Annotated in this window: 14 protein-coding genes; 11 read left to right on the top strand and 3 right to left on the bottom strand. The window is 43.1% G+C overall.

Annotated elements, in window-relative coordinates; translation table 11 throughout:
- From HYN43_RS15775 to trpA, 4 genes are read left to right on the top strand one after another with little or no spacing between them, the layout of a single operon-like run.
- Window positions 1-618 carry a phosphoribosylanthranilate isomerase gene (locus tag HYN43_RS15775; protein WP_119410264.1) on the top strand — a complete coding sequence of 206 codons (618 nt, stop codon included), beginning with the start codon at window positions 1-3 and terminating at the stop codon, window positions 616-618.
- A 10-nt stretch (window positions 619-628) separates the two neighbouring features.
- Window positions 629-1,810, top strand: coding sequence for a tryptophan synthase subunit beta (gene trpB, locus HYN43_RS15770; protein ID WP_119410263.1), 1,182 nt, complete (start codon window positions 629-631; stop codon window positions 1,808-1,810).
- A 1-nt stretch (window position 1,811) separates the two neighbouring features.
- On the top strand, window positions 1,812-2,255 hold the full coding sequence (locus HYN43_RS15765) for a hypothetical protein (protein WP_119410262.1): 444 nt from the start codon (window positions 1,812-1,814) through the stop codon (window positions 2,253-2,255).
- Between the two features lie 33 nt (window positions 2,256-2,288).
- On the top strand, window positions 2,289-3,059 hold the full coding sequence (gene trpA, locus HYN43_RS15760) for a tryptophan synthase subunit alpha (RefSeq protein ID WP_119410261.1): 771 nt from the start codon (window positions 2,289-2,291) through the stop codon (window positions 3,057-3,059).
- A gap of 225 nt (window positions 3,060-3,284) precedes the next feature.
- Here trpA and HYN43_RS15755 read toward each other — a convergent pair whose 3' ends face one another.
- From HYN43_RS15755 to HYN43_RS15745, 3 genes are all read right to left on the bottom strand, one after another.
- A complete protein-coding gene (locus HYN43_RS15755) occupies window positions 3,285-3,905 on the bottom strand; it encodes an L-threonylcarbamoyladenylate synthase (RefSeq protein WP_119410260.1) in 621 nt (206 codons plus the stop codon).
- An 80-nt stretch (window positions 3,906-3,985) separates the two neighbouring features.
- Complete coding sequence (locus HYN43_RS15750; RefSeq protein WP_162996513.1) at window positions 3,986-4,723, bottom strand: hypothetical protein; 738 nt, start codon at window positions 4,721-4,723, stop codon at window positions 3,986-3,988.
- A gap of 198 nt (window positions 4,724-4,921) precedes the next feature.
- A complete protein-coding gene (locus HYN43_RS15745; protein ID WP_119410258.1) occupies window positions 4,922-5,464 on the bottom strand; it encodes a YceI family protein in 543 nt (180 codons plus the stop codon).
- A 185-nt stretch (window positions 5,465-5,649) separates the two neighbouring features.
- On the opposite strand from HYN43_RS15745, the gene HYN43_RS15740 reads away from it, so the two are divergent.
- The 7 genes from HYN43_RS15740 to HYN43_RS15710 all read left to right on the top strand — a co-directional run bounded on the left by HYN43_RS15740 (window position 5,650) and on the right by HYN43_RS15710 (window position 12,662).
- Complete coding sequence (locus HYN43_RS15740; RefSeq protein WP_119410257.1) at window positions 5,650-7,284, top strand: FMN-binding glutamate synthase family protein; 1,635 nt, start codon at window positions 5,650-5,652, stop codon at window positions 7,282-7,284.
- Window positions 7,285-7,454: 170 nt separating this feature from the next.
- Window positions 7,455-8,156 (top strand): deoxyribonuclease V, encoded by a 702-nt coding sequence (nfi, locus tag HYN43_RS15735; protein ID WP_119410256.1) that lies wholly within the window; start codon window positions 7,455-7,457, stop codon window positions 8,154-8,156.
- A gap of 22 nt (window positions 8,157-8,178) precedes the next feature.
- Window positions 8,179-8,502, top strand: coding sequence for a hypothetical protein (locus HYN43_RS15730; protein ID WP_119410255.1), 324 nt, complete (start codon window positions 8,179-8,181; stop codon window positions 8,500-8,502).
- On the top strand, window positions 8,484-9,155 hold the full coding sequence (locus tag HYN43_RS15725) for an ATP-binding cassette domain-containing protein (RefSeq protein ID WP_162996512.1): 672 nt from the start codon (window positions 8,484-8,486) through the stop codon (window positions 9,153-9,155). Before HYN43_RS15730 ends, HYN43_RS15725 begins: the two co-directional genes overlap by 19 nt.
- Before the next feature lie 140 nt (window positions 9,156-9,295).
- A complete protein-coding gene (locus HYN43_RS15720; protein WP_119410253.1) occupies window positions 9,296-10,270 on the top strand; it encodes an aspartyl protease family protein in 975 nt (324 codons plus the stop codon).
- A 1-nt stretch (window position 10,271) separates the two neighbouring features.
- Window positions 10,272-11,699, top strand: a complete 1,428-nt coding sequence (locus tag HYN43_RS15715; protein ID WP_162996511.1) for an early set domain-containing protein — start codon at window positions 10,272-10,274, stop codon at window positions 11,697-11,699.
- Between the two features lie 177 nt (window positions 11,700-11,876).
- Entirely contained in the window at window positions 11,877-12,662 is a 786-nt protein-coding gene (locus tag HYN43_RS15710; protein ID WP_119410251.1) for a PhzF family phenazine biosynthesis protein, read from the top strand.
- The last annotated feature ends 343 nt before the right edge of the window (window positions 12,663-13,005 follow it).

Below are 13,005 nucleotides of genomic sequence, written 5' to 3'. Positions count from 1 at the left end.
ATGAAAATTAAGGTTTGCGGTTTAAAATATCCTGAAAATATTGAAGCGGTAACCGCTTTACAACCCGATTATGTGGGCTTTATTTTCTATGGGAAATCGCCTCGCTATATGGCCGGTTTAGCTGCCGATGTTTTGAAAAGTTTACCTGAAGAAATAAAAAAGACAGGTGTGTTTGTAAACGAGAGCGCCGAAAACATCAACAGCCTGATAGCTAAATATGGTTTCGAAGCTATTCAATTACATGGAAATGAAAGTCCGGAGTTTTGCGCCGAATTTAAAGGCAAGGTAATAGTACTTAAAGCTTTTGGTATTAACGAAGACTTTGATTTTGAACAACTAAAAGCCTACGCCAACAATGTCGACTTTTTTCTGTTCGATACCAAAACAAAGAAGTACGGCGGATCGGGCAAAACATTTGATTGGGGCATTTTAGATCAGTATACATTGGATGTGCCCTTCTTTTTATCAGGCGGACTTGGGCCTGAAAACATTGAAGAGGTTAAAAATATCACTCATCCGCAATTTTACGGGGTTGATCTGAACAGCCGGTTTGAGATTGAACCGGGATTAAAGAATATCGAAAAATTAGAGAGGGCATTTGCCATCATCAAACAATAAAATATAACAAATGGAATACGGAGTTAATGAGCAGGGCTATTACGGCGATTTCGGCGGGGCATACATTCCCGAAATGTTGTACCCTAACGTAGAGGAATTAAGGCAGCAATACCTCAATATTATAAACGATGAGGGCTTTAAAGCCGAGTTTGATGATCTGCTTAAAAACTACGTAGGCAGGCCTTCGCCGCTGTATCATGCTAAAAGGTATTCGGAAAAATATGGTGCCAACATATTTTTTAAACGTGAAGACCTTAATCATACGGGTTCGCATAAAATTAACAATGCCCTGGGGCAGATATTATTGGCCAAGCGCCTGGGTAAAAAACGGATCATTGCCGAAACCGGTGCAGGCCAACATGGTGTAGCAACGGCTACTGTTTGCGCGCTGATGGGTATTGAATGTGTGGTTTACATGGGCGAGGTTGATATGGTACGCCAGGCACCCAACGTGGCCCGTATGAAAATGCTGGGTGCCAGAGTAGTTCCAGCAACATCAGGCAGCAAAACGCTTAAAGATGCCACCAACGAGGCTCTGCGCGATTGGATAGGCAACCCCGTTGATACGCATTACATTATCGGTTCGGTTGTAGGCCCGTATCCTTATCCGGATATGGTAGCCCGTTTTCAATCCATTATCTCCGAAGAAACAAAAAAACAATTGCTGGAACAAACCGGTACCGAATTACCGCAATATGTACTGGCCTGCGTAGGCGGCGGCAGCAACGCTATGGGTATGTTTTATCATTTTATTGATGATGAAAGTGTAAAACTGGTTGCTGTTGAAGCAGCAGGTAAAGGCGTAAACAGCGGCGAATCTGCAGCTACTACAGCTTTAGGTAAAGAAGGTGTATTGCACGGCAGCCGTACCATATTAATGCAAACCGAAGACGGGCAGGTGGTTGAGCCGTACTCCATTTCGGCAGGTTTGGATTATCCGGGCATCGGCCCCCAGCATGCGCATTTGTTTAAAACTAATCGTGGGCAATATGTAAGTATTACTGATGATGAAGCTTTGCAAGCCGGCTTACTTTGCTGCCAGCTGGAAGGTATTATCCCGGCTATTGAAACTGCGCACGCGCTGGCTCAACTGGAGAAAATGACTTTCGAACCTAATGATAATGTGGTAATTTGCATATCGGGCAGGGGAGATAAAGACCTGGATAATTATATCAACTATTTCGGCTATTAATTTGGAAATAGTTAAATACCGTGACTGGGTTTTTGAGGCAGATAGCGTAGTAAATGAAACGCTTTATCAAACGGTGGAAACTCCGGGTACCCAAAGCTGCGCCTGTGAAGACTGCCAGTATTTTGAAAGCATTGCCGCTGAACTTTACCCCGACGATGTAAAGCAGCTTTTTAAACAGTTAGGCATCGATATTAAAAAGAATTTTGATGTAAGCAGTTTTGGCGGGGGACAGATGGGGAATGCCTTTAACGGTCAGTTTCATTTTAAAGGTGGCTTGATTGAAGGGCCAGATTGTTACCAGCTTACCGAATTTGGGGGTTACCAGGTTAACCTGTTGCCGGTTAGCGATAACTTTAAAATAGGCTTTACAAAAATGGCTTCGCAATCATTTTTTACCGGCGAAGCTGATATTATAAAAATTGAATTTATGGCCAGGGTGCCATAACAAACAGATAAAAACAAAACAACCGGCTATATCATGAACCCTTTAAACAAGCTTTTTGCAACAAAAAACAATAACCTGTTATCCATTTATTTTACAGCCGGTTACCCTGCACTGAACACTACGGTTGATATTGCCGAAGCCCTCGAAAAATCGGGTGCTGATTTTCTGGAGATCGGTTTTCCTTATTCCGATCCTGTGGCAGATGGCCCGACGGTTCAGCACAGCTCAGAAGTGGCTTTAGAGAATGGCATGAGCCTTAAAGTTTTGTTTGAAGAACTTGCTGAATTACGGAGCCGGGTGAGCATTCCCATTTTGTTGATGGGCTACCTGAACCCTATTGTTCAGTATGGTATTGAAAACTTTTGCAAAAAAGCGGCCGAGGTAGGTGTTGATGGCATCATTGTGCCCGATTTGCCTTTGTATGAGTATGAAACCATGTATTCATCATACTTTACTGACAACGGCCTGAGCAATATATTCCTGGTAACTCCTCAAACATCCGAAGAGCGCATCCGCAAAATTGACGACCTGAGCAGCAGTTTTATCTACCTGCTTTCGTCATCAACCATAACCGGTTACGATTTGAAACTGAGCAATAGTGTTGAAGATTATTATAAGCGTATCACCGCCATGCAGCTCAAAAACCCAACTATTATTGGTTTTGGTATTACCGATGCAACCAGTTTTGCCAAGGCAGCCAATTATGCTAACGGTGCTATCATTGGCAGCCGTTTTGTGAGGCTTTTGGGTGAGGATGGATATATGGATAAGATAGAGGCGTTTGTAAAGGGGATAAGGCCGTAAAGGAAAACTACTTCCACCGTACCCACCACGTCATCGCTTCGTACCTACCCATGAGATAAAAAAAACGTTGTCATCCTGAGGAACGAAGGATCTTCTGCAGTATGCATAGCGGCTATACAGGGCGAAGAAGATACTTCGTTCCTCAGGACGACAAAATAGTGATGTCATATCTCCTTCAGAGGCGGCCGCTTTTACTTACTGGCAATGGCGAGTAGGGGGAATTATTTACAAATACAGCTCCAAATCGCCTTTACCTTCACGTATAATATCAAAATCGCCGGTGGTGCAGTCAACCACTGTTGATGGGATGTTATCACCATAACCGCCATCAATCACAATATCCACCAGATCCTCATATTTCTCATGGATCAATTCCGGATCGGTTGAGTATTCAATAATGTCATCATCATCCCTGATAGATGTAGAAAGAATAGGGTTTCCTAACACACGCACAATTTCGCGGGCTATATTATTATCCGGTACCCTTATACCAACCGTTTTTTTGTTGGAGCTAAGCATTTTCGGTACCATGTGGCTGGCATTGAAAATGAAAGTAAACGGCCCGGGCAGGGCTTTTTTCAATACACGGAACGTAGTGTTATCAATCGGTTTGATATAATCTGAAATATGGCTCAGATCGTAGCAAATGAAAGAGAAATTAGCTTTTTCGGGTTTGATGTTCCTGAGTTTGCAAATGGCCTCGATGGCCCGGTGATTAGTGATATCGCAGCCTAAACCGTAAATTGTATCGGTGGGGTATATGATTAAACCGCCTTTTTTTAACACTTCAACCACCTGTTCGATGGCTTTGGGGTTAGGGTTTTCGGGATATATTTTAAGTAGCATAAGTATAGGAACAAATATACGGCTACTTGGTTTAATTACGCCGTCGAAACTGGCTTAATATCAATGCTATTAAACCAATTTTAATAATTAGCGTATTGAAATGTTCTTGCGTTTTCCAAATAGAAATAATCGGTTATCAGGTTATCCAGTTCTTTTACAATTTCAAACAACTCTTTTTTAACTTTTGGTTTTTCCTTATCCAGGAACTCAAAGTTTGAGTTTAACTCATCAGTTATTTGTTGTTTAAGTGCGTTTAGATATAGTTGTTTTTGCTTGCTGATATCATATTGCTTTTCATCATAACAATCACTGTATTCACCAGAAGAAATTGAATATTCTGCGTCGGCCAAAATGCGGGTATGTTGATGCCCGAAATAAGTTCCGCCATGTACTAAAGTTGAAAAAATGTAATTGATATCTCTGTAAATCTTGATTAACGTTTGACGCCTGATTGCCGATTTTTTGTAGGGGTGGATTTTCTTTAAAAAATGGGCATATAGTGCATAATAAATGTCCTGACCTAACTCGCTTTCAAAATCCGGCACCTGCCGGATAGCATAGGCAATTTCCGGGGCATCGGGATAATGGCCTTCATGAAAGTTAAAAGAAGGTTCTTTCTTCAGAAGTTCCTGCAAATCGTGCTTAGCTAATTTAAACTCCCGTTCACTATCAATAACAACCGTATCCCTGTCGCCTTTAGAAATAGTGTCATGATTAACAGCACCAACGGGTTTTGTGACAGCTGTATTTTTAGCGCTCTGATGAGTACAGGCCGCTGTTAAAATTGAGATAAATAGCAGGGTAATCGGGCTTTTCATAAGGTTTAGCGATAACGCTAAAATAATCAATTTTACAACCAAACTTCCCGAAAACAAAAAAGCCATCCCGATTAAATCGAAATGGCTTTCTTATCTAAACTTTAAACCGTTTGCCGTTTCAATAATGCCGTGTTGTTTGGATCCATTAAACAACGGCGGCATTTTAAAAGTTAAAACACAGCAACAGTATTAAAACAATTAAGCTTGTTTAGTGAACTGAATGTTGATCAGCAATTTAATATCCTCACCAACAACTATCGAACCTGCTTCGGTTACGCCGTCCCAGGTTAAACCAAAATCTTTACGGTTAATTTTACCGCTGATTTCGAAACCTGCTTTGGTATTGCCATAAAAATCAGCAGCCGAACCGCCAAATTCTACGTCAAGAGTTACCGGTTTGGTTTGATCTTTAATAGTCAGGTTACCTTTCAATTCATATTCTTCATCATCAGTTTTGGTGAATGAAGTTGATTTGAAAGTGATATGTGGGTATTGAGCAGCGTCGAAAAATTCGGCTGATTTTAAGTGCTCGTCGCGTTGGGTCTGGTTAGTGTCGATGCTGTCGATATCCAAAGTGAAATCAATTTCAGCATTTTCAAAATCGTCACTGTCGGTTAATAACTCACCGTTAAAGCTTTTGAAAAAGCCGCTTACAGTTGAAATAACCAAATGTTTAACTTTAAATTGTACTTCTGAGTGCATTGGGTCGATAACCCATTTTGTTGCTGTTTCTGTTGCCATGATTTTTTTATTTTTTTTGTTGATACAAAGATAAGTACAAAATTAGATGTTTAAACATGTATTTATACTTTGTGACTTTAAAACGACATTGAGTAAGTTTGTTAACCACAAATTTGGGCCTTTGTTTAAATTATAGCTTTACTTTTATCAAACTTAATAGCCGCTTTATATAAAATTAACCGCTCATGAGAAAGCTCTTCGTTGTTTCATTCTTCATCATATTCAGCATGCTGGCCACCTGGACTATCATTTGGCCACCGGCAGCATGGTCATTCCTTTTTATGGGGCCTATATATCTGATCGGTTTTTATGATATGGTGCAGCCCAAACATAGCATTGTGCGTAATTACCCGGTGTTTGGCCACCTGCGCTATTTGATGGAGGAGTTGAGGCCGAAGATTTACCAATATTTCATCGAGAGCGATACCAACGGTACGCCATTTAATCGCCAAAACAGGAGCGTGGTTTACCAGCGCGCCAAAAAGGTTGATGATACCCGCCCGTTTGGTACTGAGCTGGATGTGTATGATAACGGTTATGAGTGGCTTAACCATAGCATTGCTGCAATCGATCATCATAAATTAAACATGGATCCGCGTGTGAAAGTAGGCGGTCCGGCATGTACGCAGCCTTATATGGCGAGCGTGTTCAATATCTCGGCCATGAGTTTTGGTTCGTTGAGTATGAATGCTATCCTGGCCCTTAACGGCGGGGCCAAGTTGGATAATTTTGCCCACAACACCGGCGAGGGTGGCCTGAGCGATTACCACCTGCAACCCGGCGGCGATATTATCTGGCAGATAGGCACAGGCTATTTCAGCTGCCGGCATAAAGACGGAACGATTAATTACGAGGCTTTTGCTGAGCGCGCCGTTTTGCCACAGGTAAAAATGATCGAAATTAAACTATCGCAAGGGGCAAAACCCGGCCACGGTGGTATTTTACCGGCGGCCAAGGTAACGCCCGAAATTGCCCGCATCAGGCTGGTGGAGATGGGGGAGGATGTAATATCGCCGCCCTATCATACTGCCTTCACCAATCCCCTGGAGCTGATGACTTTTATTCAAAAACTTCGTGATCTGTCGGGTGGTAAACCAGTTGGCTTTAAACTTTGCGTAGGGCATAAAAGTGAGTTTTTGGCCATTTGTAAAGCTATGGTGAAAACAGGTATCAGTCCGGATTTTATTACTGTTGATGGGGGAGAGGGCGGTACCGGCGCCGCCCCGCTCGAGTTTAGTAATTCGGTAGGGATGCCATTGCGTGAAGCTTTGGCTTTTGTATATGATGCGTTGATAGGCTTCGACCTTAAAAAGAATATCAAGCTCATTGCATCGGGCAAAATGGCTACCGGTTTTGACCTGGTAAAAAATTTCGCTTTGGGTGCCGATATGTGCAACAGTGCCCGTGGTATGATGTTCGCCCTTGGTTGTATCCAGGCTTTGGAGTGTAATAACAATACCTGCCCAACGGGCGTGGCTACGCAGGATAAGAGCCTGATGAAAGGCCTTGTAGTTGAGGATAAAAAAGTACGCGTAGCTAACTTTCATAAGCTAACGGTAAGCAGCGCCATCCAGATGATAGGTGCCGCAGGCTTAACCAAACCCTGCGATCTGCACCGCATGTACATTTACCGCCGCATAAACCACAGCCAGATCCTTACCTACGGCGAATTGTTCCCATACATCCCCAAAGGCAGCCTGCTCAATACTCCTTACCCCGCATCCTTTGAGTTTGATATGGCCATCAGCAGCGAAAATACTTTTGTGCCCGATTATAGCGGGGTAACTAATATTGATTACAGTAATGTGAGTTCGTATTGAGGAGATTAGAGTTTGGAGATTAGAGATTAGAGATTAGTTTGAGAAGCTCTTGCATTTCAGGTTTGAGCGTGGGCGCTTAACCTGGCAATGCAAGCAAAACAAAACTCTCAAAAAAATCATTATCCCAAAACAAGTCATCAACGAAATCAACGTAATCATCCCAATCAACGGTGCAGGCAGCAGATTATGAAAACCTAACTCCCGAACAGGCAATTGCCTATCAACAGGAGTTACGCCGTCAAATCGACATTCGGCCTTTAGATAAACCCGTTAAGATAATTGGTGGTGCCGATATCTCCTTCAACAAATATTCGGAAGTTGTTTATGCCGGGATTGTCCTGCTTAAGTATCCCGAAATGACCATCATTGGCCACGCTACGGCCATTAGCAAAACAAAATTTCCGTACATCTCCGGCTTGCTGGCTTTCAGAGAGGTGCCTGCCTTGCTGGAGGCCTGGGAAAAGCTCCCCGTTAAACCCGATATAATGGTTTTAGACGGGCAGGGAATAGCCCACGAACGCCGTACCGGGATAGCTACACATTTCGGACTGCTTACCAATGTCCCATCCATTGGCAGCGCAAAAAGCAGGCTTTACGGCCGTTACCAGGAACCTGGCAACGAAGCGTTTAATGAAAGCCCGATGTACGATAAAGGCGAACTGATAGGTATCGCCCTGCGCACAAAAAAGAAATGCAATCCCATTTATATCTCACCGGGCCACCACATCAACATGGAGCAAAGCGTCGAAATTATTAAAAACTGTATCCGCGGTTACCGCATCCCCGAGCCAACCCGCCAGGCCCATCTGTTAGTGAATAAAATTAGAATTGCCGACGGAGAAAATTTTAATCCCCAGCCTACGTTATTTTAGCAAACCTGTCATAACCGGCTAAATGCGTAACATCCTAAAAATTACCTGGTATTTTTATAAATCGATATTGTGGTGGTGCGTAATCACCAGTTTAGCTTGTGCTTACTATGTGCTTCCGGGTTATATCAATGTTGTTGAATCCTATCTTTTAAAGCTGATGGCTTATGGCGTAATCGTTGGTTTTCAATACATTTATCATAACTCCAATAAAACATTCTTCTATTTTCGTAACGCGGGTTACCATATTGATAGCTTGTACATCTATAGCTTCACTGCCGATGCTGTGGCTTATGGTATATTCATTTCCATCTTAAAACTTATACTGCATTGGGGCCGCATATTTTAAAAACCGACAGCATTCATCTCGAGTTTGATGGGCGTAAGATTTTGCAGGATATTTATATCGATTGCAGGCAGGGCGAGGTGGTTGGCCTGCTTGGGCGTAATGGCTGCGGCAAATCGTCGCTGTTGCGTATTATATTCGGCTCGCTGAAACCATCGTACAAATACATCAGTATTAATGATATGCCGATAGCCAAAGGTTATCACAACGGCCGTGTTGCGTACCTGCCCCAGCACGGCTATCTGCCCTTAAACGTTAAGCTGAAAAACCTTGCCGAACCGATTATCGACCCGCAGTTTTGGAACGATTTCAGCAACCATCCCATCTATCAAAAATATCAAGATCAAAAAGCTGCCCAACTATCCGGCGGCGAATTAAGGCAGCTTGAAACCTTGATGTGCATTTACAGCAGGGCCGATTTTATCTTGCTTGATGAGCCGTTTACCCATGTATCGCCGGTGCAAACAGAGCTGTTTAAGCAGATTATCCGCAGGTGTGCAAAAGTTAAAGGCATTATCGTTACCGATCATCAGTACTATAATATTTTGGATGTTGCTGATAAGATCGTTCTCATTACCAATGGTGCTACAAAGCCCATTGCAAGCCCTGATGATTTGATAGCACACGGTTATGTAAGCCATTTGCGGGAGGTATAAAGTATGTCATGCAAAGGCGCGGTAGAGCCTTAGTGCTTTCGCTGTTATAGGTAAAGACAATGGTGGCAGGCTTTTTTTATTCCTCGTCTCTGTAACTTCCTTAATCCCAATGTTGTCTATTAGGTATAGTATTTAATGCGATGCCTAAGGTTTTTATATTGATCACAATTTTCTTTTTCTGCTGCTTCAGCGCGGTAGGGAGCGATCATGTGACCATAAATGGCATCAGCTTTAAAAATGCGAAAGCCGATCCGGACTTATCACCCACAGGCGATTTTAAAACCCTTGTTATTCCCATAAAAAGGGCAGGAAACCTTATTGTGATTGAAGCACAGATAGATACCCTTGAGGGTAATTTTGTGCTTGATACCGGTGCACCGTACCTGGTGTTAAACGAAACCTATTTCAGGGATCTGCCTCATGTATCCGAACAAGAATCGGGGGGGATTAATGGACAGGCAGGTAGTTCGTTCACTACATACGTTCGTGATTTTAATATCCTCGAACTTCATTACCCCAAATTGAAAGCAGATGTTACCGATTTGTCGGCCATCGAAAACGGTAAAGGGATGAAAATACTGGGCTTGCTTGGCACTAAGCTTTTTGCTGGTTTTGCCATTACGGTAGATCTTTTCCGCAACACTTTGTACATTCAAAAAGTGGATGAAAAAGGCGAAATCCCTGAAACTGAAAAGATATTTCATGATAGGTTTATGTTAAGCCCTTTTAGCTTGCTGAACGACGTTATTTTGCTGAAGGGTACCGTGAACGACAGGGTGCTTTGGTTTGCCTTTGACAGTGCTGCCGAAACAAGTTTGCTTGATTATAGCCGGGCCAAAAAGCTGTTGCCGCAAATGGAAGTGATCAGCCGATCAAAAATTATGGGCATAGGCGGTACTTCTATCGAAGTAATTTATACCCGTTTTGATGATCTGGTGGTGGGCGACCGCAAGTATATGAAAAACCGTATCTTAATCACCAATCTCGAAAAAATGAGTACCGCTTATGGTTATAAAATAGATGGTGTTTTGGGGTACGATTTTTTTGTGCGCGGTATATTCAGCATCAACTTTGTTAAAAAACAATTTGAAATGTACATTTACAACAATCAGTAGCATGAAAAGGAGCGGGCGTATAGTTATTGTGTTTTTTGCGATGCTTTGCATGGTACTGCATGCCAGGGCGCAAAAACGTAACAGCCTGCTTATTGGTGATGATAAACTTGAACTTTTTATTGATACGCGCTCATCTAAAACCGAAATAGAGGCACTGTTAAAAAAGGCAGGGTTAAAAAGCCCTAATGCTTCGGCCGTTTTACAAGGCGATTTTACGTCGCTTAAAAAAGACGGCTGGGTAATGATTGAAAAACGGGGAACAATTATCGAATTTCAACGGTCATTAAAAGACCTTAATTTAAACCCGCAACTGCATCCCTACCTGGTTACCGCTAACGTAAAGGATGATGATGATGGTTCGCCCGGTTATCCTGCCGATGTAAATTTCGGTATCAATAACTTTAACAAGGTTACGGTACATGATCTGCCATCGGGCCTAACACGTTTTTTTGTTCCGGGCTATCAGCAAAACAGGCGCATGCTGCTCTCCGGCGATTTCAATAACTGGAGCACCCTTAAAGGCAGCATGACCAAAACAGACAGCGGTTGGATTGCCGATGTAAAGCTGAAACCCGGTAAACACGAATACAAGTTTATTGCCGATGGCCACTGGATGGGCGACAGGTACAATAACCTAATGAGCGATCATGATAATAATGCCATATACTACCGCTACAATTATACTTTTAAATTGAATGGCTATGCCAATGCCCGCAAAATAACGCTGGCGGGCAGTTTTAATAACTGGGATGCCAATAATATTGTGATGGAAAAAAAGGCAGGTGTATGGCAAAAACAGCTTTACCTGCACGAGGGTACCCAGGCCTATCGCTTCCTGGTTGATGGCAAATGGATAACCGATCCGGCCAATCCGAACACCATAAAAGACGCCGATGGAAACACCAACTCGGTGCTTAACCTGGGCGAAACGGTTTTGTTTACGCTGGATGGTTATCAAAATGCACAAAAAGTTTACGTGGCCGGCGGCTTCAATAACTGGAAACCAGGCGAAATTCTGCTCAGCAAAACTAAAACAGGATGGACGCTGCCGCTCATTATTCCGGCTGGAAACTATGGCTACAAATTTATTGTGGATGGCAACTGGATTACCGACCCGAAAAACCCGCGCAATATGGAAGAAGGCGGGATTGTTAACTCCTACATTTCGGTTAAGCCTAACTATACGTTTAAATTAAGCGGCTTTGCCAATGCCAAAAGTGTGCGTTTAGCAGGTAGCTTTAACAATTTTAACCAGTTTGGATACACCCTTGCTTTTAACGGGAAGGAGTGGACAGTAGATGTAAACCTGAAACCGGGTAAACAGCTTTATAAGTTTATTGTAGATGGCAAGTGGATTATTGATCCCGGCAATAAGCTTTACGAACCCAACCAATATAACTCGGGCAATTCCGTTTTATGGATAGAGTAAGTTAGAAGCAAGAGGTGAGAAGCAGGAGACAAGATGAAAAAAGTGAAGAAAAACCCTGATTAAAGGGCTCAATGAGAGATATCCCGAACCTCTTATTTCTGGTTCCCAAAATCTTGATTCTTATAGTCTTGCATCTTGCTTCTAAACAACTATATTAGCTAAAATACAATAACTTATATGACTATCCCTATATACCAGGCCGATGCTTTTACCGATACGCTTTTTGGGGGCAACCCGGCTGCAGTTTGCCCGCTTAACGAATGGCTGCCCGATGCTACTATGCAAAAAATTGCCGTTGAGAACAACCTTGCCGAAACCGCTTTTTTTGTAAAAACAGATACCGGCTATAAGCTTCGTTGGTTTACGCCCGAGTACGAGATTGACCTATGCGGACATGCAACCCTGGCATCAGCGCATATACTTTTTTCGGAGTTAGGGTTTGAAGGAGATAGCATCAGTTTTGAAACCGTAAAAGCCGGAACGCTGATTGTAAAGCGTGATGGTGATAAATATACGATGGATTTTCCGTCGAGGCCGCCTATTCCCATAGAAGCGCCCAATGGCCTCGCCGAAGCCCTTGGCGATAAGCAACCGGTGGCTTTTTTACGCTCGCGCGATTATTTTATCGTTTACGAAACGGAGCAGGATATCAGGGAACTTACGCCCGATTTCTTTGCCATGTCGAAAATGGATACAGTAGGCATTATAGCCACAGCGCCCGGCGATAACTCCGATTTTGTTTCCCGCTTTTTTGCCCCGGGAGCAGGTATCCCTGAAGATCCGGTTACAGGCTCGGCACATTGTAATTTGATACCTTATTGGGCTAAACGTTTAGGTAAGGATACCTTACATGCTTATCAGCTTTCGGCCCGTAAAGGTGAGCTTTGGTGCGAGTTAAAAGGGGAGAGGGTGCTGATGAGCGGTAAGGCGGTTACTTATTTGAAGGGGGAGATAAGGTTTTAGGAGGAAGATTAAAGAAGTCGAGATTCAAGAAGCAAGAGAAAGAATAGAGGATACTATCGTATCAAACGAGCGGTGGCCCGACAGAAAAGCGGGCCGGGAGTATGGCCTCGCGGGGGGAAGCTTTTTTCTGTCTTGACTTTTTGGTTACTTTTGTGTCAAGACAAAAGTAACAGCCTCCGCGGCAAATGAGCGGCCAATGCTCTCTGTATTGAACCAAAGCCTGTTATCTAACGAGAATAACGAAAGCCCTTTGCAAAGGAGCACCTGTATATCTACGAGATTTCTAACAATGAACTTTCTGTTATCCAACAAACATTGGCCCGCTCAATCGCTGCGGGGAGGC

The organism is Mucilaginibacter celer (assembly GCF_003576455.2).
Classification (GTDB): domain Bacteria; phylum Bacteroidota; class Bacteroidia; order Sphingobacteriales; family Sphingobacteriaceae; genus Mucilaginibacter; species Mucilaginibacter celer.
This window is presented reverse-complemented; position numbering and strand designations above follow the sequence as displayed.